The organism is Streptomyces sp. NBC_00104 (assembly GCF_045160825.1).
Taxonomy (GTDB): Bacteria; Actinomycetota; Actinomycetes; order Streptomycetales; family Streptomycetaceae; genus Streptomyces.
The window spans coordinates 583,895-607,504 of record NZ_CP108215.1 but is presented as its reverse complement, the minus strand read 5'-3'; the positions used below and the strand labels follow the sequence as shown (position 1 = coordinate 607,504).

19 protein-coding genes and 1 pseudogene are annotated in these 23,610 nt (G+C 71.0%); 15 read left to right on the top strand and 5 right to left on the bottom strand.

Translation table 11 applies throughout. From position 1 onward, the window contains the following. Positions 1 to 116: 116 nt before the first annotated feature. Genes OG272_RS02490 through OG272_RS02480 form a run of 3 tightly spaced genes read left to right on the top strand, consistent with a single transcriptional unit; the run spans position 117 to position 1,104 of the window. Entirely contained in the window at positions 117 to 284 is a 168-nt protein-coding gene (locus OG272_RS02490) for a hypothetical protein (protein WP_405892370.1), read from the top strand. Next, on the top strand, positions 281 to 940 hold the full coding sequence (locus tag OG272_RS02485; protein ID WP_327731690.1) for a DsbA family oxidoreductase: 660 nt from the start codon (positions 281 to 283) through the stop codon (positions 938 to 940). The genes OG272_RS02490 and OG272_RS02485 overlap by 4 nt, the downstream gene beginning before the upstream one ends. A gap of 35 nt (positions 941 to 975) precedes the next feature. Beyond that, positions 976 to 1,104 (top strand): hypothetical protein, encoded by a 129-nt coding sequence (locus tag OG272_RS02480; protein WP_326585196.1) that lies wholly within the window; start codon positions 976 to 978, stop codon positions 1,102 to 1,104. A 98-nt stretch (positions 1,105 to 1,202) separates the two neighbouring features. Here the strand turns inward: OG272_RS02480 and OG272_RS02475 are convergent, their stop codons facing one another. Next, positions 1,203 to 1,955 carry an IclR family transcriptional regulator gene (locus OG272_RS02475; RefSeq protein ID WP_326585197.1) on the bottom strand — a complete coding sequence of 251 codons (753 nt, stop codon included), beginning with the start codon at positions 1,953 to 1,955 and terminating at the stop codon, positions 1,203 to 1,205. A gap of 116 nt (positions 1,956 to 2,071) precedes the next feature. Here OG272_RS02475 and OG272_RS02470 point away from each other — a divergent pair, with 116 nt between their 5' ends. The 4 genes from OG272_RS02470 to OG272_RS02455 are packed head-to-tail and all read left to right on the top strand — an operon-like array spanning position 2,072 to position 4,945. Then, positions 2,072 to 3,148, top strand: coding sequence for a cupin domain-containing protein (locus OG272_RS02470; protein ID WP_405892368.1), 1,077 nt, complete (start codon positions 2,072 to 2,074; stop codon positions 3,146 to 3,148). Then, entirely contained in the window at positions 3,145 to 3,978 is an 834-nt protein-coding gene (locus OG272_RS02465; RefSeq protein WP_327731692.1) for a fumarylacetoacetate hydrolase family protein, read from the top strand. Before OG272_RS02470 ends, OG272_RS02465 begins: the two co-directional genes overlap by 4 nt. Next, entirely contained in the window at positions 3,975 to 4,700 is a 726-nt protein-coding gene (locus OG272_RS02460; RefSeq protein ID WP_327731694.1) for a maleylpyruvate isomerase family mycothiol-dependent enzyme, read from the top strand. The genes OG272_RS02465 and OG272_RS02460 overlap by 4 nt, the downstream gene beginning before the upstream one ends. Continuing rightward, positions 4,691 to 4,945: a hypothetical protein gene (locus OG272_RS02455; protein ID WP_327731695.1), complete on the top strand. Its 255-nt coding sequence runs from the start codon at positions 4,691 to 4,693 to the stop codon at positions 4,943 to 4,945. Before OG272_RS02460 ends, OG272_RS02455 begins: the two co-directional genes overlap by 10 nt. Before the next feature lie 249 nt (positions 4,946 to 5,194). Here OG272_RS02455 and OG272_RS02450 read toward each other — a convergent pair. After that, positions 5,195 to 5,661, bottom strand: a pseudogene (locus OG272_RS02450) (SRPBCC family protein). 598 nt (positions 5,662 to 6,259) lie between these two features. Here OG272_RS02450 and lpdA point away from each other — a divergent pair. The 6 genes from lpdA to OG272_RS02420 all read left to right on the top strand — a co-directional run bounded on the left by lpdA (position 6,260) and on the right by OG272_RS02420 (position 15,849). Beyond that, positions 6,260 to 7,672 (top strand): dihydrolipoyl dehydrogenase, encoded by a 1,413-nt coding sequence (lpdA, locus tag OG272_RS02445; protein ID WP_405892365.1) that lies wholly within the window; start codon positions 6,260 to 6,262, stop codon positions 7,670 to 7,672. Between the two features lie 200 nt (positions 7,673 to 7,872). Beyond that, complete coding sequence (locus OG272_RS02440) at positions 7,873 to 8,739, top strand: oxygenase MpaB family protein (protein WP_327731698.1); 867 nt, start codon at positions 7,873 to 7,875, stop codon at positions 8,737 to 8,739. Between the two features lie 66 nt (positions 8,740 to 8,805). After that, complete coding sequence (locus OG272_RS02435; RefSeq protein WP_327731699.1) at positions 8,806 to 11,097, top strand: serine/threonine-protein kinase; 2,292 nt, start codon at positions 8,806 to 8,808, stop codon at positions 11,095 to 11,097. 249 nt (positions 11,098 to 11,346) lie between these two features. Further along, positions 11,347 to 12,966 (top strand): phytoene desaturase family protein, encoded by a 1,620-nt coding sequence (locus OG272_RS02430; protein WP_405892363.1) that lies wholly within the window; start codon positions 11,347 to 11,349, stop codon positions 12,964 to 12,966. A 208-nt stretch (positions 12,967 to 13,174) separates the two neighbouring features. Then, entirely contained in the window at positions 13,175 to 14,287 is a 1,113-nt protein-coding gene (locus tag OG272_RS02425) for a nitronate monooxygenase family protein (RefSeq protein WP_327731702.1), read from the top strand. Continuing rightward, complete coding sequence (locus OG272_RS02420) at positions 14,284 to 15,849, top strand: acyl-CoA synthetase (RefSeq protein ID WP_327731703.1); 1,566 nt, start codon at positions 14,284 to 14,286, stop codon at positions 15,847 to 15,849. Before OG272_RS02425 ends, OG272_RS02420 begins: the two co-directional genes overlap by 4 nt. A 37-nt stretch (positions 15,850 to 15,886) precedes the next feature. On the opposite strand, the gene OG272_RS02415 is transcribed toward OG272_RS02420, so the two are convergent. After that, positions 15,887 to 16,699 (bottom strand): SAM-dependent methyltransferase, encoded by an 813-nt coding sequence (locus tag OG272_RS02415; RefSeq protein WP_405892362.1) that lies wholly within the window; start codon positions 16,697 to 16,699, stop codon positions 15,887 to 15,889. Positions 16,700 to 16,788: 89 nt separating this feature from the next. Next, positions 16,789 to 19,206, bottom strand: a complete 2,418-nt coding sequence (locus OG272_RS02410) for a penicillin acylase family protein (RefSeq protein ID WP_327731705.1) — start codon at positions 19,204 to 19,206, stop codon at positions 16,789 to 16,791. Between the two features lie 230 nt (positions 19,207 to 19,436). On the opposite strand from OG272_RS02410, the gene OG272_RS02405 reads away from it, so the two are divergent. Both OG272_RS02405 and OG272_RS02400 read left to right on the top strand, forming a co-directional pair. Continuing rightward, a complete protein-coding gene (locus OG272_RS02405) occupies positions 19,437 to 20,936 on the top strand; it encodes an acyl-CoA synthetase (protein WP_327731706.1) in 1,500 nt (499 codons plus the stop codon). A 125-nt stretch (positions 20,937 to 21,061) separates the two neighbouring features. Further along, positions 21,062 to 21,901, top strand: a complete 840-nt coding sequence (locus tag OG272_RS02400; RefSeq protein ID WP_328222240.1) for an alpha/beta hydrolase — start codon at positions 21,062 to 21,064, stop codon at positions 21,899 to 21,901. A gap of 18 nt (positions 21,902 to 21,919) precedes the next feature. Here the strand turns inward: OG272_RS02400 and OG272_RS02395 are convergent, their stop codons facing one another. Further along, complete coding sequence (locus OG272_RS02395; RefSeq protein ID WP_405892360.1) at positions 21,920 to 23,536, bottom strand: acyl-CoA synthetase; 1,617 nt, start codon at positions 23,534 to 23,536, stop codon at positions 21,920 to 21,922. Positions 23,537 to 23,610: the final 74 nt, after the last annotated feature.

The window sequence follows — 23,610 nt, the reverse complement described above, 5'->3', positions numbered from 1 at the left end:
ATCCACCGGGACCGGGTGCATGCCGCGAGAGGGGCGGAAGACCTTCGTGTCGGCCGACGACGTGCGCGTACCGGCCGTTCAGCGTGACGCACCGCGATGCGACGATTGGAATGATCATGTCTGATTTCTCCCTCCGTGACGGCACAGGGCCGGGCGTGGAGCCCACTCCCGGCGGACCGGACACGATGGTCGAGGACCCTCCGGGGGCGGGCACCGCCCCGCTCCTCGGGGACCTCGGCTCGGACAGCGCGCCCGTCTGCGCGGACGGGGTGTGTGTCCTGTGAGCTCGCTGCGCATCGACATCTGGTCCGACGTCGTCTGCCCGTGGTGCTACATCGGCAAGCGACGCCTGGAGACGGCACTGGGCCGGTTCGAGCACGCCGACGAGGTGGAAGTGCACTGGCACAGCTTCCAGCTCGACCCCTCCCACCCCAAGGGCCACCGCCGGCCCGTCTTCGAGACGCTGGCGAAGAAGGTGGGAGCCCCGCTCGCCCAGGTGCGCGCGATGACCGGGCAGGTCACCGAACTCGCCGCCGCCGAGGGGCTGAGGTACGACCTGGAGCGGTCCGTCTCGGTCAACACGATCGACGCCCACCGCCTGAGCCATCTGGCCGCCGCCCACGGACTGGGCGACCAGATGCACGAGCGGCTGCTGCGCGCCCACCTGTGCGAGGGCGAGATCGTCGACGACCCCGACACCCTGGTGCGGCTCGGCGTCGAGGTGGGCGTTCCCGAGGACGAGAGCCGGCGGACGCTGAACAGCGACGCGTACGCGGACGCGGTGCGGGCGGACATCGACGAGGCGCGGCGTATGGGCGCAACCGGCGTGCCGTTCTTCGTCATCAACCGGGCCTACGGTCTCTCCGGCGCCCAGCCGGCCGACACCTTCTTCTCCGCCCTGCGCACCGCCCACGCGGACCCCGCCCCCGCCGGCCGCTGAGCCGCACCACCCGCAAGGCGCGCCGAGCCGACGCTGTGCCGCCGACGCTCCAGGACCGCGAAACCGCCCTGGAGCGTCCGCCTATGCCGTCGATCGCCGACGAGCACGTCGTCCTGGACACCGTCGACGACCTGAAGAAGGCACTCGCCCGGATGGCGGGCTGACGGTTCACCTCTCGCGCACCGAACCCCGGGGTCGCAGGCTGCCTTGCCCCGCGCCCCCGGGGTTCGGTGTGGTGCTCCTCGGTGCGGGCCACCGACGGTCACAGGCCGCGGCCGATTTCCTGGGCCACCGCGAGCAGGGGCTGCGCCAGCTCCGCGAGCCGGGCGCGAGGACAGCGGGAGGTCGGTGCCGCCACGGCGACAGCGGCGACGGCGGTGCCCGTCCGGTCGCGGACACAGGCGCCGACGGCGTTCACACCACGCTCGCTCTCCTGGAGGTTGTACGCGTAGCCGGTGCGCCGGACGGCCGTCAGCTCGGCGGCCAGGCGTGCGAAGTCTCCGGGCGCTTTCGCTCCGTCGCCCGGGAGCCCGTTGGGGTAGAGGGCCCTGAGCCGGTCCAGTGGAAGTTCGGCGAGCAGGGCTTTGCCGCCGGAGGTCACGTGGGCCGGCAGGAGCGTGCCGGTCCGGTGGCTGACGCGCAGAGCCTGGGGGCCTTCCACACCGTCGAGAAACCGGGCTCCGTTGCCCTCCAGGACCATCAGGTGCGTGGTTTCGCGGACCGTGGCCGCCAGCTGTATCAGGTGACGGTGGGCACGGGTGATCAGGTCGGGTGGCGGGGCGGCGTGAGTTCCCCTGATCGCCCGCAGGGCCGGTCCGGGCCGGTAGACCTTGTGGCGGTCCTGTTCCGCGAAGCCGTGGAAGACGAGCATCGCCAGGATCCGGTGGGCGGTCGAGCGTGCGACATCCAGCTGCGCGGCGACGTCGATCACGCGCAGTTCGTCCCGCTCGTGCAGCAGGCGCACGGCGCGCAGGGCGTTGCCGGCAGCGCTCACCGGATACGACGGATTCTGCATAGAAGAATCCTAGCCTTCGAGGATTCCTGTCCTGGAAATCCCGGCGTAACGTCTCCATCAACGCCGAACTGTACACACTTTGGGCGGAATGATGGGTGTGCGATCTGGAGGTTGCCGTGACAGACCCAGCTAGAGCTGAGATCGAGCAGAAGCAGCTCGACGAGCTGTATGCAGACTTCGAGGACGCGGGCCTGATACCGCTGTGGACCCAGCGCGAGGACCTCATGCCGATGACGCCGCAGCCGGCCGCGGTGCCACACCTGTGGCGGTGGGCGGAGCTGCTGCCGATCGCGGAGCGCTCCGGACAACTGGTGCCCGTGGGCCGAGGCGGAGAGCGCCGGGCGATGGCGCTGTCGAACCCGGGCCTGCCGGGGCTGCCGTACGCCACACCGACGCTGTGGACCGCGATCCAGTACCTGGGTCCGCGCGAGGCCGCTCCGTCGCACCGGCACAGCCAGGGCGCCTTCCGGTTCGTCGTCGACGGTGAGGGTGTGTGGACCAACGTGGACGGGGACGCGGTGGCGATGCGCCGCGGTGATCTGCTGCTGACGCCGAGCTGGGCCTTCCACGAACACCACAACGTCACCGACGAGCCGATGACCTGGATCGACGGCCTCGACATCCCGCTCGTCTCCCAACTGGACGCCTGCTTCTTCGAGTTCGGCCCCGACGAGCTGTCCACCCGGGCCACGCCTAGCCGTTCGCGCGGCGAACGGCTGTGGGGCCACCCGGGACTGCGCCCGATCGGGCAGCCCACCCGCCCCAACTCCCCACTGGCCGCCTACCGCTGGGAACACACGGACGCCGCGCTCACCGCACAGCTGGAGCTGGAGTCCGAGGGGGTGGCCGGGGCGATCGAGCCGGGACACGCCGGAGTCCGCTTCTCCAACCCCACCACCGGCAGGGACGCCCTGGTCACGATCCGGACCGAGATGCGCCGACTGCGCGCCGGCACGCGGACCGCCTCCGTGCGTTCGGTCGGCTCGGCGGTCTGGCAGGTCTTCGACGGCGAGGCGGTCGCCGAGGTCGGCGACAAGGTCTACGACATCACCAAGGGCGACCTGTTCGTCGTCCCGTCCTGGTGCGAGGTCACGCTGACCGCCCGCACCCAGGTCGACCTGTTCCGGTTCAGCGACGAACCCGTCTACGAGGCCCTGGGCCTCGCCCGTACCTCCCGAGGAGAACAGAAGTGAAGCTCGCCACCATCCGGGTCAACGGCACCACCCGCGCCGTCCGCGTCGACAAGGACAAGGCGGTGGACCTCGGCGAGAGCGACCTGGCGGTCCTCCTGCGCCACCCCGACTGGTCCGCGCGTGCCGTGGCCGCCGACGGCGAGACGTACCCGCTCATCGGCCTGGACTACGCCCCACTGGTTCTCGCCCCGGAGAAGGTCATCTGCGTCGGCCTCAACTACCGCAACCACATCCTGGAGATGGGCCGGGAACTGCCCGAGTACCCCACGCTGTTCTCCAAGTACCGGCGGGCACTGGTCGGCGCGTACGACGACGTGATCCTGCCCGCCTCCTCCACGCAGATGGACTGGGAGGCCGAACTCGCCGTCGTCATCGGGGCCGAGGTCCGGCACGCCGACCCCGACGAGGCGCGTGCCGCGATCGCCGGGTACACGGTGCTCAACGACGTGACCGCCCGGGACTGGCAGTTCCGCACGCCCCAGTGGCACCAGGGCAAGACCTTCGAGGCGACGACACCCGTCGGGCCGTGGCTGGTGACCGCCGACGACCCCGCGGTGGCCACGGGGAGTCTGGACCTGACCTGCGAGGTCGACGGCGACACGGTCCAGAAAGCCGACACCGGTGACCTCGTCTTCGACCCGGCCACGCTCGTCGCGTACCTGTCCGAGATCGTCACGCTCGCCCCCGGCGACGTGATCGCCACCGGCACCCCGGGCGGGGTCGGCCATGCCCGCAAGCCCGCCCGCTATCTGGCGGACGGCTCGGTCCTGGTCACCCGGATCGAGGGGATCGGCGAGTGCAGCAACATCTGTCGCCGGGAGCGGCGGTGAGTGCCCAGCCGGAGGCGATGCTGGAGTGGGTCGCCAAGGGTACGGCCGTCTTCGAGGCCGCCGTGCACTGGGTGACCGACCCTGGCCTCGCCAGGCCCTCATACCTGTCGGGCTGGAGCCGGGCCCACGTCGTCGCCCACATGGCCCGCAACGCCGACGCGCTGGTCAACCTGCTGACCTGGTCCCGTACGGGGGTCGAGACGCCCATGTACGCCGGCGCCGACCAGCGCGCGAACGAGATCGAGGACGGCGCCCGCCAACCGACCGGAGCGCTGCGCTCCGACCTCCTCACGGCCGACGGACGACTGGCCGCGGAACTGGCCACCCTGCCGGACGAGTGCTGGGGCGCGACCGTGCGGACGGCACGGGGACGCGAAGTACTCGCCTCGGAGGTTCCGTGGATGCGGGTGCGGGAGGTGTGGGTACACACCGTCGACCTGAACACCGGCACCACCTTCGACGACGTTCCGCGTGAGGTGTGCGCGGCACTCATCGACGACGTGGCTGCCGCCTTCCGGGCTTGTACGGACTTTCCGCCTGTCGAACTGCGGGCCGAGGACGGTGGCCGGAACTGGCTCTTGGGCGTGCCCGGCACCGCGGACCAGGTCGTGGTGGCCGGCGACATCCCGAGCCTGGCCGCCTACGCGACGGGGCGCCCCGTACCCGGCCCCCTGTACCCCGCCCGCGGCGGACCCGTACCCAAGCTGCCCGCGTGGCTGTGAACACGACGGAAAGCTCCGGCACCAAGATGGCCATGGAGGACGCGGTCGCGCTCGCCGAGGCCATGGGGGAGTCGCCGTACACAGCGTGCCGGCGCCCTGGAGATCTACGAGGAGCGTCGATCTCCGCCGTCGCCGAAGGCCGTCACACCGCACCACCCGCTCTACGGCTGCTCCAGGTCGGCGGCGCCCGCCTCGCCCCCGAGGTCGCCCGCCGCGTCGAGCCCGTGCTCGGCGGCAAGCGGTAGTCGACGGACAGTTCGACGATCGTGTCGGCTCCGTCGGCCCACTCGTGCAGCACCGTGTGGTCCAGGCCCTCGATGGTGGTGATAGGACCCCTTCACCCCGGCCTCGATGGCGTCGGGCCCCGTCATCGGCTCGTTGTTGGCGAACCGCAGGCGCCCCTGGAGCGCGAACAGTCGGTGAAGCCCGCCGCGTCGGTGGTGTCGACCAGGGCGAAGACTCTGCCGGCGAAATCACCGGCCATGGCCGGCCCCCTATTCCGCTGTGTCGGAGGCGACGGCGACGCGGTCCCGCACGGCCTTGAGTGTCGTGCGCACCGCGTCCAGGTAGTCCGCCTCCATGCGCTCGGCGAAAACCTTCTCCACCGGGCCGCCCGGCTCGACGCCGTCCACCACGATGCGGAAGGTGAAGGTCAGCTCCGGCCGGCCGGTGTCACCGAGGCCGATCTCGTTGTCGATCGTGCCCCGGGCCGTGCCGTGCGTACGCACGAAGTGCACGCGTTGCTTGGGGTAGAACGTGACGAGCTCGCGCACCGGCCGACGTGCACGATGTCGCGCACCAGACCGCCGTCGAACCGCTCGGTCACGGTGTATTCGCTGATGCTGGCGACGTACGGCAGGGGGTTCTGGGCCTTGTCCACCAGGCCCTCCCAGACGTCGTCCACGGTCAGGACCGGGCCGTCGCCGTCGTTCACGACAAGCGTGCGGCTCACTTCGATCATGGTGCTCCTCCACGGATCCGTAATCCGCCGACCATCGCTGCGTGACCCGTCGTCGATGGCCTGTGCCATGCAAGAGTGTGCGCACTTTTGGTACTTCAGTAATGGGGGAAGCGCGAATTTATTGTGTTGATGGCTCACCTGATCTCATGTGTGTATGCAGTTGGAGGGGAAGTGGGAGGGGGGTGACCGAGTGGGGCGCATCCCGGACCCCGGCGGCGACGTCCGCGTTGGTGATCAGCGGCATGAGCATGTCTTTGGGGCGACGTCGGCGCGCAAGGTGCCCACGGCCCGGTCGCCCCTTCGTCCTCGACACCCTCGGGCTCGGTGCCGCCGAGGCCGGAGTGCACGAAGTCGACGGGGTGTCGGCCCGCCGTCGATGATGGCTGCGCGGGCATAGATCACGGCGCCGGGGCGCTGAAGCGAACGTCCGGGGGAGCGCCGGCGAGGCGGTGGGCCGTGTGGCCGCCTTCCTCGTCCTCCAGCGGTTCCCCCGCGGCGGGCGGTGGCCGACGCCGCTGTCGAGTAGGTGCGAAGGTTGTTCGATCGGGAGCGAGCCGGCCCCTCGGGGGAGCCGGCCCCAGCGGAAAGGAAGCCGTCCATGGACGAGCAGGGTGAACGCTTCGACGTCGTCGTACTAGGCGCGGGCCCCGGCGGCTACGTCGCCGCCATCAGGGCCGCCCAACTGGGCAAGAGCGTCGCGGTGGTCGAAGAGAAGTACTGGGGCGGCGTCTGTCTGAACGTCGGCTGCATCCCCACCAAGGCCCTGCTGCGCAACGCCGAGCTCGCGCACATCTTCACGCGTGAGGCGAAGACCTTCGGTATCAAGGTCGAGGGTGAGGTCTCCTTCGACTACGGGGAGGCCTTCCGCCGCAGCCGGAAGGTCGCGGACGGCCGGGTCAAGGGCGTCCACTACCTGATGAAGAAGAACAAGATCACGGAAATCAGCGGTCGCGGCTCGTTCCTCGACCCGCACACGCTCCAGGTGGCCGACTACGAGGGCAACACCCGCACCATCGGCTTCGACCACTGCGTCATCGCCACCGGCGCGACCCCCAAGCTGCTGCCCGGCACCCGCCGCACCTCCCGGGTGGTGACGTACGAGGAGCAGATCCTCGCCGAGGACCTCCCCCGGTCGATCGTGATCGCCGGCGCCGGGGCCATCGGCATCGAGTTCGCCTATGTCCTGAACAACTACGGCGTGAAGGTCACAGTCGTCGAGTTCCTGGATCGCGTCGCCCCGTTGGAAGACGCCGAGGTCTCCGCCGAACTGGCCAAGCAGTACCGGAAGTTGGGTATCGACGTCCTGACCTCGACCCGCGTCGAGTCGATCGACGAGTCCGGTCCGCAGGTCCGCGTCACGGTCACCGGCAGGGACGGCACCCAGCAGGTCCTGGAGGCCGACAAGGTCCTGCAGGCCATCGGCTTCGCGCCGAACGTCACCGGCTACGGCCTGGAGAACACCGGCGTGCGCGTCACCGAGCGCGGCGCGATCGACGTCGACGGCCGCTGCCGCACCTCGGTCCCGCACATCTACGCCATCGGGGACGTCACCGCGAAGCTGATGCTCGCGCACGCCGCCGAGGCGATGGGTGTGATCGCCGCCGAGACACTCGCGGACGCCGAGACCATGGAACTGGACTACGCGATGATCCCGCGCGCCACCTACTGCCAGCCCCAGATCGCCAGCTTCGGCTACACCGAGGAGCAGGCGAGGGAGAAGGGATACGACGTCCAGGTCGCCAAGTTCCCCTTCACCGCGAACGCCAAGGCCCACGGTCTGGGCGACCCGAGCGGCTTCGTGAAGCTGATCAGTGACGCCGAGTACGGCGAACTTCTCGGCGGCCACCTCATCGGCCCGGACGTCACCGAACTGCTCCCCGAACTGACCCTGGCCCAGCAGTGGGACCTCACGGTCCACGAGGTCGCCCGCAACGTCCATGCCCACCCCACCCTGGGCGAAGCGGTCAAGGAAGCCGTTCACGGCCTCTCAGGTCACATGATCAACATGTAGCAGGGCGCTCGACGTAGCGGCAACAGGGCCCGTTGGTGCTCGGATCGGTTTCGCGACCTCGAGCTGCCAAGGGGCCCTGACGCCTTGTTGCGGGACATCCGAAACAGGGTGGTTCTCGCTCGCCGCTGAAGCCGGTGGGGATCAGTGCGGGCCACGAACGTGGCTTGATGCCGACAGACGAGCCCGGTCACACTGGCTGCGTGGATGCCCCCAGCGACCCCCTCACAGGCGACCCCGGACTGTTCGGACCGGCCTCCGTGACGTGGCAGGCCCATGGTGACCCCGTGATGTGGATCGCCGGGATCAGGGCCCTGTACCTCCAGGCCCTGCACCCGCGCGCGGTGCGCGGCGTCATGCAGAACTCCGACTTCCGCAAGGACGCGTGGGGCCGGCTGATACGGACGGCGAACTTCGTCGGCACGACGACGTACGGCACCACGGAGGCCGCCGAGAAGGCGGGCGCCCGCGTCCGGAGGATCCACAGCCTGCTGTCGGCGACCGACCCGGACACGGGGGAGCGGTACGGCGTCGACGAACCCGGCCTGTTGCTGTGGGTGCACTGCGCCGAGATCGACTCCTATCTCCGCATCCTGCGCGGCTCCGGCTACCCCCTCACCGAGGCCGCCGCCGACCGGTACGTCGGCGAACACCGCGTCAGCGCCCGTCTGGTGGGCCTCGACCCGGCCGAGGTACCCGGGAACCGGGCGGAGCTGGCGGCCTACTTCGAGACGGTGCGGCCCGAACTGGCCGCCGGACCCGAGGCACAGGACGTCGACGACTTCCTGCGCCGGCCGCCCACCCACCCGTTGCTCGTACCGGCACGTGAAGCACTGTGGCGGCGCGCGGCGAACCTGGCGTACGCCTCTCTGCCGCCGTACGCCCACGAGCTGTACGGCAGACCGGGCCCCGCACCGGCCGTGGTCACCCGCCGCCTACGGCTCACCGGCACCCTGCTGCGCTGTGTTCCCGCACGTCTGCGCTGGCAACTCCCGCCCAAACACATCCTCCGCGCCATGTCACGGCTCGGCCCCGGCTCCCGCCCGGCACCGTACAAAGTCGGCAGATAGGTCGCCATACTGGACGGGCCAGGGGAGGGCGAGGCGGGTCCGTACGGACGGGGGCGATCGTTGGCGATGGCGGACACCAGGCTGATCCAGGGCCGGTACCGGCTGATCGATCTGATCGGGCGCGGGGGGATGGGCGAGGTCTGGCGCGCCAGAGACGAGTCGTTGGGACGGCAGGTCGCGGTCAAGTGTCTCAAGCCCGTCACCACCCAGCCCGACCAGTCCTTCACCCGTGTCCTGCGGGAACGCTTCCGGCGCGAGGCGCGCGTCGCGGCCGGCCTCCAGCACCGCGGGGTGACCGTCGTCCACGACTTCGGCGAGTCCGACGGGGTGCTGTTCCTCGTCATGGAGTTGTTGGAGGGCCGCAACCTCAGCCAGCTGCTGGAGGACAACAAACACCATCCGCTGGCCCTCCCCGCGGTCGTCGAGATCGCCGACCAGGTGGCCGCCGCCCTCGCCTACACCCATCAACAGGGCATCGTGCACCGTGACCTGAAGCCCGCGAACATCATGCTGCTCACCGACGGCACCGTGAAGATCTGCGACTTCGGCATAGCGCGCCTCGGCCGCGACGTCACCTTCACCTCCCGGCTCACCGGCACCGGCATCGCCATGGGTACCCCGCACTACATGTCGCCGGAACAGATCAGCGGCGACCAGGTGGACCGGCGCAGCGACCTCTACTCGTTCGGCTGTGTGCTCTACGAGATCGTCACCGGGGTACCGCCGTTCGACCTCGACGACGCCTGGGGGGTCCTCCTGGGCCACCGCGACACCGCCCCGACGCCCCCGCGCACCCACCGTGACGAAGTGCCCGAGTACCTCGACCGGATCATCCTGGACCTGCTGGCCAAGGAACCCGACGAACGACCGTACGACGCCCGCGAGTTGGGCCGCAGGGTCAGCGAAGGGCGGGCGGCGACGGCCGGCGTGGCCGCCCGCGCCCATGTGCCGACCGCCGTCTCGATTCCCCCCGTCGCACCCGAAGCCGCTCCCGGCGCGCCCCGGTCCCGGACACGCCCCGGGCAGCCGCCGTCGCGAGAATCCCGGCTGCCCTCCTGGACCCGTGGCATGACCACCGGCCACAAGGCCACCGGGACCGGACTGAGCCTCACCCCGCCGGACGCCTCCGCCGGGCTCACCGGAGAGTGGATCGCCCGCCCCGCCACGGGCCGCGTCGAGCGCCCCGTACGCTCCGAACGGCCCACCCCGTCACCGGAGTTGATGACCACCCTGGCCGGTCGGCACAACGCCGGCCTGAGCCTGGGCCGCCTCGGCCGCTGGACGGAGGCCGGCGAGGTGCACCGCGCGGTCGCCGTCGAACGTGAGCACGCCCTCGGTCCCGACCACCCGGACACCCTGTCCAGCCGCTACGAGGTCGGCTTCACCCTCAGCCGCACCGGCCGCCCCGCCGACGCGCTGCGCGAGTTCGCCCACGTCGCCCGCGCCCGTGAGCACGCCCTGGGCCCCGAGCACCCAGACACACTCGCCGCCCGGCAGGAAATGGCTTACGTACTGGGCCAGTTGGGCCGACACTTCGAAGCCCACCAGGCCTACACGTCCGTCCTCGCCGCGCGGGAACGCATCGCCGGGCCGGACCATCCGGACACCCTGCGCTGCCGCCACAATCTCGCCTTCAACCTCAGCAGGCTCGGCCGGCTGGAGGACTCGTACCGCATGGCGAGCGAGGTCGCCGCCGCCCGAACCCGGGTGCTCGGCGCCCAGCACCCCGACACCCTCGTCACCCGGTACGAAGTCGCCTACGCCCTTGGCCAGTTGGGCCGGTGGCCCGAGGCGTTGCAGACCTACGGGGAGGTCGCGGAGGCCCGCGCCCAGGCCCTCGGCCCCGACCACCCCGACACCCTCGCCGCCCGCCACGAGGTCGGGATCAGCCTCGGCCGACTCGGCCGCAGCACCGATGCGCTGACCCTGTACCGCGCCCTGGTCGACGACCGCATCCGCGTCCACGGCCCCGCCCACACCGAGACCCTCCGTGCCCGCCACGGCCTCGGCGTCAATCTCGGCCGTCTCGGCCGCTGGGAGGAGGCCCTCGTCGAGTCCCGCGACGTGTGCGCCCTGCGCGAGCGTGTCCTCGGCCCGGACCACCCCGACACCCTCGTCAGCCGCCGCGAGGTCGCCGTCGGCCTCGGCTGGCTCGGCCGCTGGGCCGACGCCCTCACCGAGTACCGCCTCGTCGCCGACGCCCGCGAACGCGTCCTGGGCCCGGACCACCCCGACGCCCTGGCCAGCCGCAACGACGAGGCCCACTGCCTGGAACAACTCGGCCGAGGCCAGGAAGCGGTGGAGCTGTACCGGCGCGTGGCGGCATCACGGCAGCGGCGGGCGACCGGTGGGCGCTGAGCCGAGGGCGCCTCACTGGGGCCGGTGGGCCGTCGTGGAGGGAGGGCCTTCGCATGGCTCTCGACCCGCCTTCAAGTGAAGGGAATGGATTGGCATGACCCGGTCAGCACTGTCAGGTGCTGGGCGACGACGTGGGAAACCAGCGGCCCGCGTCGCCCCGGGTGCGCCTGCTCCGTCGGCGGTCCGGCCGGTTCGGCCACCTGACCCGCACCCCTGGCCGACCCCGATCATCGCGTGTTACGAAGAGCCATGCCTGCCACCCCCGCACACGCAGCACAGCCCGGACGCCCGAGCGGGCCCCGGCCGCACGACTCGTACGATGCCGTGATCGTCGGCGGCGGCCACAACGGCCTGGTCGCCGCCGCCTACCTCGCTCGCGCCGGGCGTTCCGTGCTCGTGCTGGAACGGCTGGACCACACCGGCGGCGCCGCCGTGTCCACGCGGCCCTTCGCCGGGATCGACGCCCGGCTGTCGCGCTACTCCTACCTGGTCAGCCTGCTGCCCCGGAAGATCGTGCGGGACCTGAACCTCGACTTCCGCGTCCGCGGCCGCACCATCTCCTCGTACACCCCCGTCGAACGCGACGGTCACCCCACGGGCCTGCTCGTCGGCGGCGGCGAGCGCCGCACCCGCGAGGCGTTCGCGCGACTGACGGGTTCGGGCCGGGAGTACGAGGCCTGGCAGCGCTTCTACGGGATGACGGGCCGCGTCGCCGAACGGGTGTTCCCGACGCTCACCGAACCGCTGCCCACCCGGGACGACCTGCGTCGGCGCGTCGACGACGAGGAGGCGTGGCGGGTCCTCTTCGAGGAGCCGATCGGGGCGGCCGTCGAAGCGACCTTCACCGACGACCTCGTCCGCGGTGTCGTCCTCACGGACGCGCTCATCGGCACCTTCGCGGAGGCCCACGACCCCTTCCTCCGCCAGAACCGCTGCTTCCTCTACCACGTGATCGGCGGCGGCACGGGCGCCTGGGACGTGCCCGTCGGCGGCATGGGCGCCCTCACGGACGCGATGGCCGCGGCCGCGCGGGAGGCGGGTGCCGTGATCGCCACGGGGCACGAGGCGCGGCGGATCGCGACGGACGGACGGTCCGCCGAGATCACCTACCGGACGGCCGACACGGAGGGCACCGTCGCCGCACGGCACGTCCTGGTGAACGCCTCCCCGCAGGAGCTGGCCGCGCTGACCGGCGACGAACCGCCCGCCCCCGCCGAGGGTGCCCAGCTCAAGGTGAACATGTTGCTCAAGAGGCTCCCGAGACTGCGCGACGAGTCCGTCGACCCGCGCGAGGCCTTCTCCGGCACCTTCCACATCGCCGAGGGATACGGCCAACTGGCGGCCGCCTACCGACAGGCCGCCTCCGGCGCACTGCCCGAGGCCCCGCCCTCCGAGATCTACTGCCACTCCCTCACCGACCCGACCATCCTCGGCCCGGACCTCGTCGAGCAGGGCTACCAGACACTCACCCTGTTCGGCCTGCACACACCCGCAAGGCTGTTCGAGGCCGACAATGACGCCGTGCGTGAGGACCTCCTCAAGTCGACCCTCGCCCAGCTGGACGCCCACCTCGCCGAGCCTCTCGCCGACTGCCTGGCCACCGACGCCGACGGCCGCCCCTGCATCGAGGCCAGGACCCCCCTCGACCTGGAACGCGACCTCGGTCTCCCCGGCGGCAGCATCTTCCACCGGGACCTCGCCTGGCCCTACGTCCAGGAAGGCGTCGGCCGCTGGGGCGTCGAGACCCGCCACGCCAACGTCCTGCTGTGCGGCGCGGGCGCCGTGCGCGGCGGCGGAGTGAGCGGAGTCCCCGGGCACAACGCGGCGATGGCGGTTTTGGAGGAGTACGAGACGGGTGGGCTGTCGTAGGCGGGTGCCGCCCTTGTCCGGTCACCGGAACACCCCTGCCGAACAATGCGGCCTCCGCTGAAATCCTCTCAGGAGCGGCGAGGGGGACCGTTCCCGGGGGAAGCGCCCTGCTGGTTGCCCGCGATCAGCAGGGCGCTCTCCCGCCAAATCTGACGGAGCATCAGAAAACCTCTTCCCTCGTCCCGAGGACTACGGCATCCTGCGCACCATGCAGACGGAGCTGAGCAACAAACTCGGAGTCCAGCACGCCGTGTTCGGCTTCACGCCGTTCCCCGCCGTCGCCGCGGCCATCAGCCGGGCCGGCGGCTTCGGGGTGCTCGGCGCGGTCCGCTACACGGCCCCCGACGACCTCAAGCGCGACCTCGACTGGATCGAGGCCCACGTCGACGGCATGCCCTATGGCCTGGACGTCGTCATGCCGGCCAAGAAGGTCGAAGGGGTCACGGAGGCCGACGTCGAGGCGATGATCCCCGACGCGCACCGGCAGTTCGTCCAGGACACCCTCGCCAAGTACGGCGTGCCCGAACTCGCCGAGGGGGAGATCTCCGGCTGGCGCATCACCGGCTGGATGGAGCAGGTCGCACGCAACCAGCTCGACGTCGCCTTCGAGTACCCGATCAAGCTGCTCGCCAACGCGCTCGGCTCCCCGCCCGCCGACGTCATCGACCGCGCCCACGAACAGGACGTACTCGTCGCCGCGCTCGCCGGCAGCGCCCGCCACGCCCGCAAGCACGCCGACGCCGGTATCGACATCGTCGTCGCCCAGGGCTACGAGGCCGGTGGCCACACCGGCGAGATCGCCTCCATGGTGCTGACCCCCGAAGTCGTGGACGCCGTCGACCCGTTGCCGGTCCTCGCCGCCGGCGGCATCGGCAGCGGACAGCAGGTGGCCGCCGCCCTCGCGCTCGGCGCCCAGGGTGTCTGGCTCGGTTCCCTGTGGCTGACCACCACCGAGGCCGAACTGCCCTCACCCCGGCTGATTGAGAAGCTGCTCGCGGCCGGTTCCGGCGACACCGTCCGCTCCCGCGCCCTCACCGGCAAACCCGCACGCCAGCTCCGTACCGAATGGACCGACGCCTGGGACGACCCCTCCGGACCCGGCACCCTTCCCATGCCCCTCCAGGGCCTGCTCGTCGCCGAGGCGGTGTCCCGCATCCAGAAGCACGAGGTGGATCCGCTGCTCGGCACCCCGGTCGGGCAGATTGTCGGCCGGATGAACAGCGAACGCAGCGTCCAGGCCGTCTTCGACGACCTCACCCGCGGCTTCGAGGAGGCCGTGGACCGCGTCAACCGGATCGCCGGAAGGAGCGAGGGACAGTGAGCCAAGCCCCCCGAGGCCAAGCCCCCCAGGGTTTCTGGGCCCAGGCCACCGCCGACCCCGACCGTACGGTGCTCATCGCCCCCGACGGCGAGGAGTGGACCGCCGGACGCCTGCACGCCGAGGCCAACCGGCTGGTGCACGGACTGCGTGCGGCCGGACTCGAACGCGGCGACGCCTTCGCGGTCGTCCTGCCCAACAGCGTCGAGTTCCTCACCGCCTACCTGGCCGCCACCCAGGCCGGCTTCTACCTCGTCCCCGTCAACCACCATCTCGTGGGCCCCGAGATCGCCTGGATCGTCTCCGACTCCGGCGCCAAGGTGCTCATCGCCCACGCACGGTTCGCCGACGCCGCGCGGCACGCCGCCGACGACGCCGAGCTGCCCGTGAGCCACCGGTACGCGGTCGGCACGGTCGAGGGCTTCCGTCCGTATGCCGAACTCCTCGACGGACAGCCCGAGTCGGCGCCCGACGACCGCACCCTCGGCTGGGTCATGAACTACACCTCGGGCACCACCGGACGCCCCCGGGGCATCCGCCGCCCGCTGCCCGGAAAGCTCCCCGAGGAGTCCTATCTGGGCGGCTTCCTCGGCATCTTCGGCATCAGGCCGTTCGACGACAACGTGCATCTGGTCTGCTCGCCGCTCTACCACACGGCCGTCCTGCAGTTCGCCGGAGCGTCCCTGCACATCGGGCACCGGCTCGTCCTCATGGACAAGTGGACGCCGCAGGAGATGCTCCGCGTCATCGACGCCCACCGCTGCACGCACACCCACATGGTGCCCACCCAGTTCCACCGGCTCCTCGCCCTTCCCCAGGAGGTGCGCGCCCGCTACGACGTGTCGTCCATGCGGCACGCCATCCACGGGGCCGCGCCCTGCCCGGACCATGTGAAGCGGGCCATGATCGAGTGGTGGGGCGGGTGCGTCGAGGAGTACTACGCGGCCAGTGAGGGCGGCGGCGCCTTCGCCACCGCCGAGGACTGGCTGAAGAAGCCCGGCACGGTCGGCAAGGCCTGGCCCATCAGCGAACTCGCGGTCTTCGACGACGACGGCAACCGGCTGCCACCCGGCGAACTCGGCACCGTCTACATGAAGATGAGCACCGGTGGCTTCTCGTACCACAAGGACGAGGGCAAGACGCGGAAGAACCGCATCGGCGACTTCTTCACCGTCGGCGACCTCGGCCTCATCGACGAGGACGGCTATCTCTTCCTCCGCGACCGCAAGATCGACCTCATCATCTCCGGCGGCGTCAACATCTACCCCGCCGAGATCGAGGCGGCCCTCCTCACCCACCCCGCCGTCGCGGACGCCGCCGCCTTCGGCATCCCGCACGACGACTGGGGCGAGGAGGTCAAGGCCGTGGTCGAGCCCGCCCCCGGATTCACCGAGGGGCCCGTCCTGGCCGAGGAGATCCTCGCCCACTGCGCCCGCCAACTCGCCGGGTACAAGCGTCCGAAGAGCGTCGACTTCACCGAGGCGATGCCCCGCGATCCCAACGGCAAGCTCTACAAACGGCGGCTGCGGGAGCCGTACTGGGAAGGCCGGGAGAAGACCGTCTGAGGACTCCATCGCCCCGCCACCGAGGACGGCGCGGGTCTCACGGCTTGCGCGCGACCCCGCCCAACGCGATCACCTCGCCGCCTTCGGGGGTCGAAGGGCCGGGACGCCAGTCGTTCAGTGGCACGACCCCCGGCTCCAGCAGCTCCAAACCGGCGAAGAAACCGGCGAGTTCGGCAGGGCTGCGCAGGTAGTAGGGGACCGCGCCGCTCTCGTTGTAGCCGCGGGTGGCCTCGGCGTTCGCCTCGTTGGTGTCCACGCTGTCGTTGAACGCGAAGTAACTCCCCGACGGCAGCGCGGCCATCAGGGCGCCGACGATGGCGCGCGCTTCGTCGTAGTCGGCGATGTGACCGCTGACCTGCATGAAGGTCAGCCCGACCGGCTGGGAGAGGTCGAGGGTCTTGGCGGCCTCCCGCAACACGGTCTCCGGGTCGTGCAGATCGGAGTCGATGTAGTCGGTCGCCCCCTCGGGGGTGCTGGTGAGGAGCGCCCGCGCGTGGGTCAGGACCAGCGGGTCGTTGTCCACGTAGACGACCCGCGCGTCCGGGGCGACCCGCTGGGCGATCTCGTGCGTGTTGTCCGCCGTCGGCAGGCCGGTGCCGATGTCGAGGAACTGGCGTATCCCCGCCTCACCGGCGAGGAAGGTGACCGCGCGACCGAGGAAGGCCCGGGAGTCGCGGGCGAGGTCGGTGATGCCGGGGAACACCGCGCGGAAGGCGTCGCCCGCCGCGTGGTCGACCGGGTAGTTGTCCTTGCCGCCCAGCCAGTAGTTCCAGATACGGGCCGAGTGCGGCACCGTCGTGTCGATCATGGTGGTCGAATCCGTCTCCGGACGTAACGAGTCCTGCGCCACCGGGCGGCCTCCTCATGAGGAACGGTTATATGCCAAGGGCATGGTGCCGCCCTGAACGGGGGCGGCACCATATCCCTTGGCTCATTGGCTCATTGGCTCACACGGACCACCTTCAGCTTCGGCGAGGACAGGATGTCCTTCTCGCAGAAACGGGACGTCACCCACTTCTCCGCCGAGAACAGCCGCGTCTGGTCCCGGTAGTGGGGTGAATTCGGGTTGGAGGACTGCGAGTACGTCAGCAGCGTGCGGGCCACCGGGCAGCGGCCGCCGTCCCAGCCGACCGCCTGAATGTGGCTGGAACCCGACGAGACCTCCGGATAGCCACCCTCCGCCGGGCGCCAGGGCGACTCGATCTTGTTCCACACGCCGAGCGATTCCGTACCTCCGGGCACGGGGATGCGCTGACCGTTCCGGACGACGAACTGGTGGTCGCCGAGCTTCGCGCCCAGGGCCGTGCCGGCCGTCCGCAGTTCCGTCACCGTGTCGGCGAGGGCCGTGGCGAATCCGGGCGCGGTGGTGTTGAGCGTGTGCGGGGTGTTGACCGGGTCGGCCGCCGAGAAGGGCACCTTCCACAACTGCCCGCGCGGCACGACCGCGTTGAGCCGCCGCCAGAACCGGTCGAAGAGCAGCGCGCCCCGGCTGTCGGTGTCCGTGGTCCGGTCCCACGCCTTGAACACGCCGCACGCCTCGGCGACGTCGACGACCTTGCCGTCACTGCCCGTCGCCGTACCACCCGGCAGCGCGGCACATGCCTCGGCCACGTCGTCGACGGTGAGATCGGCCGCGGGCACCCGGTTCGCGAACTGCTGCCGCTGGAGGTCCCGTACGGTGAGGCCGCCCTGGTCGGCCATCGCCGCCACGTCCTCGACCGCGCCGCGCGTCCGCATCGAACGCTGGGTGCCCACGTTGCCGAAGACCCGCTCGTACCCGGTCAGCGGCCGGTCCGCGTTGGCCAGCCACGCGCTGTCGTTGGAGTTCTCCGCGTACGGCGCGTCCTTGAGCGTCGGCATCTTCGCGGGCCCGAATATCCCCGGGTGCACGGCGTCGGCGTCGCTGCCGAGCGCGCAGTCGGAGCGGGAGCCGTCGAGGATCGCGACACCCGCCGACGGATACGTGGCCCTGCCCAGCGGGGTCGAGCAGCGCGCCGCCAGTTCGTCGGTGATCCGGGGGAGCGTCTGCGACTGGGTGAACAGGGTGTGCCCCGCGGAGTCCGCGGCGACGGTGTTCACCCAGGGCAGGCCCTGGTGCCGGGCGAGGGACGTGAGGACGTCCGCCGTGCCGCCCGCCCTGGCGAAGCCCAGCGAGGTGTCGGTGAAGCGGATGTTCGCCGCGTTGGGATCGTTGAGGGCGTAAGCGGTCCCGGCCGTCCACGGCAGCGGAAGGTCGGCGCCGAGCGAGGTGACCACCGGGCCGTACCGCGTCCACCACTGGGCGCGGGTGACCGGGGAGCCGTCCTTCACGGCGACGGTCACGGTCCGCTTCGTCATCCGCTCCGGCTTGCCGTCCACCAGATACGTCGTCGGGTCGGCCGGGTCCAGTGTCAGCTGATGGATGTTCATGGGGACGCCGGTCGCCACGGTGTGGCTCCACGCGACCTTCGCGTTGAACCCGATCTGGGTGATCGGCGAGCCGAGCAGCGACCCGCCGGAGACGTTCAGCTCACCGGGGATCGTCTGCTGCGCCTGCCAGAAGCGGCGCCCGCCGGCCCACGGATAGTGGGGGTTGCCCAGCAGCAGACCGCGGCCGTTCGCCGTGGTGTCACCGCTGAAGGCGACGGCGTTCGAGCCCATGTCCGCGTTCGTGGCGTCGAACAGCTCGCTCGCGGCTCGGGCGGCGGTCCTGGCGTCCGGGGTGGCGGGGGCCGTGTCCGTGGCGCCGGAGGTGGGCGGCTGCGCGGTGGTGATCGTGTCCACGAGCCGCCCCTCGCCGCCGAGTACGGCCAGGGCGTACGCCCGGGAGAACACGTCGAGCGTGGTGACCGGCCGTACCCAGGCGGCGCCCTGGCAGGCGGGGTCGGTGATCCGGTTCTTCTTCAGCCAGGCGTTGTAGCCGGCCGCCCAGCCCCGCATCAGGTCCTTGACCGCGCGGCTCGGTCCCAGGGGTTCGGGTTGGTCCAGCAACCGCCGCACGGTGCCCTCGTCCCGGACACCCTGGAAGTACAGGTCACTGGTGAGGTTCCTGGAGGCGGAGGAGAGTGAGAAGTCGGGGGCGGCGTCGGGCCCGAAGTGGCGGGAGCGCTCCCCCTTCACGGTCACGAAGCCGTCGGCGAGCACACACACCTGGTCGGCGGCCTGCGCCCAGCCGGTGCCGAAGCCGAGGTTCGCGTAGTCCTTCGCGACGATGTGCGGAACGCCGTACTCGGTGTAGCGGATCACGGCGGACAGACCACCATGGGACGGGTGGTGCCCACCGGCTCGCTCGTCGGCGGCGGTGGCCGAGGGCAGTACGGCCGAGGCGGTGAACAGGGCGACGGCCGAGACCACGAGCTGTCTCAGGCGGGTGCGCATGGAGCCTCCCAACATCATTGAGGGAAGGGACGGTTGAGCGTGTCAATCCATCGGTGCGTAGTCCATACGTGTGATGGATCTTCGCTCTTGTTGACTCGCGCCCCAGGGGTCGACGTTGAGCCACTTCACGCCATGTGTGCCGGATTCCGGCCACGGGGGTGGTGCGCTTGACCTCGCTCGCGCGACGGAACGAGGATCGCGTCGGAAACACGGACGAAGGAGCGGGAATCATGACGGCTGGCCGCAGTGTGACGGTCGACGGGACGTTGCGACGCAGCGCCCGGCGCATCCCCGCCCGCGTCGCGATCCACTACGGCGAACGGTCCTGGACCTATGCCGAGCTGGACGACGCGGTCTCCCGCGCGGCCCGCGCCCTGCGTGACACCGGACTCCGGCCCGGCGACCGGGTCGCCGCCTACGGCCACAACTCGGACGCCTACCTCATCGCCTTCCTGGCCGCCGCCCGCGCCGGCCTGGTGCACGTCCCGGTCAACCAGAACCTCACCGGCGACGACCTCTCCTACCTCCTCGACCAGTCCGGCAGCACGCTCGTCCTCACCGACCCGGACCTGGCCGGAAACCTTCCCGAGGGCACCCGCACCCTGCCGCTGCGCGACGCGGACGACTCGCTCCTCGCGCGCCTCGCCGACACCGAGCCGTACGACGGCGAGGAGCCCCGCGCCGAGGACCTCGTCCAGCTCCTGTACACCTCGGGCACCACCGCGCTCCCCAAGGGCGCGATGATGACGCACCGCGCGCTGGTGCACGAGTACCTCAGCGCGATCGCCGCCCTCGACCTCCAGGCGGGGGACCTGCCCGTGCACTCCCTGCCGCTGTACCACTCCGCGCAGATGCACGTCTTCCTGGTGCCGTACCTCGCGGTCGGTGCCACGAACACGATCCTCGACGCACCCGACGGCGACCGGATCCTCGACCTCGTCGAGCAGGGCCGCGCCGACAGCCTCTTCGCCCCGCCCACGGTGTGGATCGCCCTCTCCAACCGCCCCGACTTCGCCACCCGTGACCTCAGCGGTCTGCGCAAGGCCTACTACGGGGCGTCGATCATGCCGGTGCCCGTCCTCGAACGGCTCAAGGAGCGGCTGCCCAAGCTCGCCTTCCACAACTGCTTCGGGCAGAGCGAGATCGGTCCGCTGTCCATGGTCCTCGGCCCGTACGAGCACAAGGGCCGCATGGACTCCTGTGGACGCCCCGTCATGTTCGTCGAGGCCAAGGTCGTCGACGAGGACGGCGAGGAGGTGCCCGACGGCACCCCGGGCGAGATCGTCTACCAGTCGCAACAACTCTGCGAGGGCTACTGGGAGAAGCCGGAGGAGACCGCCGAGGCGTTCCGCGACGGCTGGTTCCACTCCGGTGACCTCGCCGTGCGAGACGCCCACGGGTTCTTCACCGTCGTCGACCGCGTGAAGGACGTCATCAACTCCGGCGGCGTCCTGATCGCCTCCCGCCAGGTCGAGGACGCCCTCTACACCCACGACCACGTCGCCGAGGTCGCGGTGATCGGCCTGCCCGACGACCACTGGATCGAGGCCGTCACGGCGGTCGTCGTACGTCGGGGAGAGACGACCGAGGACGAACTCATCGCCCACGCCCGCGAGAGACTCCCCCACTTCAAGGCACCGAAGAAGATCCTGTTCGTGGACGAACTGCCGCGCAACGCGAGCGGGAAGATCCTCAAGCGGGAGCTGCGGGACCGCTTCGCGGAGGCCTGACCCAGCCCGTCCCGCAGAAGCCACCCCGCTCGCGCCGCAGAGGCCACCCCGCCCTCGCCGCCGAGGCCCGCCTTCGCCGCTGAACTCCATTGCGGTGGTCCTCCTCCGACACGAAGATCGACGCCATGCCGACCTTCACCGCACCCGACGGAGCCGAACTCGCCTACCACCTGTGCGGCGAGGGCGACCCGCTGATCGTTCTCCCCGGCGGAGCCATGCGCGCCTCCGCCTACCTGGGCGACCTGGGCGGCCTCACCGCCCACCGGCGCCTGGTCCTGCTGGACCTCAGAGGCACGGGCGACTCCGCGATCCCCGTCGATCCGGCGACGTACCGGTGCGACCGGCAGGTCGACGACGTGGAGGCACTCCGCGCCCACCTGGGCCTGGACCGCGTGGACCTGCTCGCCCACTCGGCCGGCGGCAACCTCGCCACGCTCTACGCGGCCCGGTACCCGCAGCAGGTGTCCCGCCTGGCACTGATCACCGCCACCCCCTGGGCGGTGGGACTCCCGGTGACCGTCGACGACCGCCTCACCGCGGCCCGCCTGCGCGAGGGGGAATCGTGGTTCGCCGACGCGTATCCCGCCTTCGAGGCGGCCTGGACCGGGCGAGGCCCCTTCGACGACGCCATGATGCCCTTCTTCTACGGCCGCTGGGACGCCACCGCCCGCGCCCACACGGCCGCCGAGGAACAGCAGACCAACGACGACGCGGCCGCCGTCTACGGCTCGGCGGGCGCCTACGACCCGCCCGCCACCCGAGCCGCACTCGCCGAACTGTCGGCCCCGGTCCTCGTGTACGCGGGCGAACTCGACACCGGCCCGACGCCCGACCTCGCCCGCCGCGCGGCCGGCCTCTTCCCGGACGCCCGGTTCGTGGTCCAGCCCGGCGGCGGGCACTTCCCCTGGCTCGACGACCCCAAGGGGTTCGCCGAGCGGGTGACGGCCTTCCTCAGCGGCCGCTGACGCGGTTCCGGGGCCGGCTCACGCGTCGGCCACCGCCACCGACCGCGCCCAGCGGTAGTCCGCCTTGCCGCTGGGGGAGCGCCGGATGGCGTCCGTGAGGACCAGCTGGCGGGGGATCTTGTAGCCGGCGAGGCGAGTACGGCAGTGGCTCTGGATGTCCTCCAGGGACGGCTGGGCGGCGCCCGCGCGCAGCTGCACCACGGCGGCGACATGGTTGCCCCAGCGGGCGTCCGGCACCCCGGCGACCAGCGCGTCGTACACGTCGGGATGGGCCTTGAGGGCCTGCTCGACCTCCTCCGGGTACACCTTCTCGCCACCGGTGTTGATGCACTGCGAGCCCCGCCCGAGGACGGTGACGACGCCCTCCTCGTCGACGGTCGCCATGTCGCCGAGGAGCACCCAGCGCTCGCCGTCCCGCTCGAAGAAGGTCTCGGCGGTCTTCCTCGGATCGTTGTAGTAGCCGAGCGGAACATGGCCGCACTGCGCCACCCGGCCCGGCACCCCGACGGGCACGGGTTCGTACGTCGCCGGGTCCACGACCCGCGTACGGGAGTGGACGCGGATACGGAAACCGTCGCCCGCGCCCGAGTCCTCCGTCGCCGTGCCGTTGAAGCCGGACTCCGACGAACCGAAGTTGTTCAGCAGCATCGCGTTCGGCACCAGGGCCTGGAACTGCCGCCGGACCGTCTCCGACATGATCGCGCCGGAGGACGACACGCTGAACAGGGACGAGCAGTCCGTGCCCCTCATCGGGCCGTTGAGCGCGTCGATGAGCGGCCGCAGCATCGCGTCGCCGACCAGCGACACACTGGTGACCTTCTCCTTCTCGATCGTCCGCAGGGCCTCCTCGGCCACGAACTTGCGGTGGATGACGACCCGTTGGCCGAAGTTGAATCCGATGAAGGCGGTGAGGGTGGACGTCCCGTGCATGAGCGGGGCCGTGGGGAAGAACGTGATCCCGTCACCGCCGGCCGCGACCCGCTCGGCCAGCTCCTCCGGCGACTTCACCGGCTCCCCGGTGGGGGCGCCACCGCCCAACCCCGAGAAGAACAGGTCCTCCTGACGCCACATCACGCCCTTGGGCATGCCCGTCGTGCCGCCGGTGTAGATGATGAACTGGTCGTCGCCCGAGCGCGCCGGGAAGCCCCGCTCGGCGGACGCGGACGCCTCCGCCTCGGCGAAGTCGACCACGTCGAGCGGGGGTGCGTCCGGTGCGGGGGTCCCCACCCGCACCAGGTGCCGCAGCTTCTCCGTCCGCGGCAGCGCGGCCGCCACCCGAGCCGTGAACTCCGTGTCGAAGACCAGACCGGCCAGATCCGCGTCCCGGTAGAGGTAGACCAACTCCTCTTCCACATAGCGGTAGTTGACGTTGACCGGCACGATCCGGGCCTTCAGGCACCCGAGCGCGGTCTGCAGGTACTCGATGCCGTTGTAGAGATGCAGCCCCACGTGCTCACCGGGCTCGATCCCGCTGTCGAGCAGATGATGCCCGACACGGTTGGCCGCCGCGTCCAGCTCCGTGTACGTGAGCCGGTGTTCCGCGCCCGTACCCGGGATGTCGAGATAGGCGAGCGCCGCCCGGTCGGGGACCACGTCGACGACCGACTCGAACAGGTCGGCAAGGTTGTACTCCACCGCGCTCCTCCTGACCCCGGACGTGCCCAACCGATGTGCGGTACGCGTTGGTTCGTCGGTCATCAGAGCAAAGG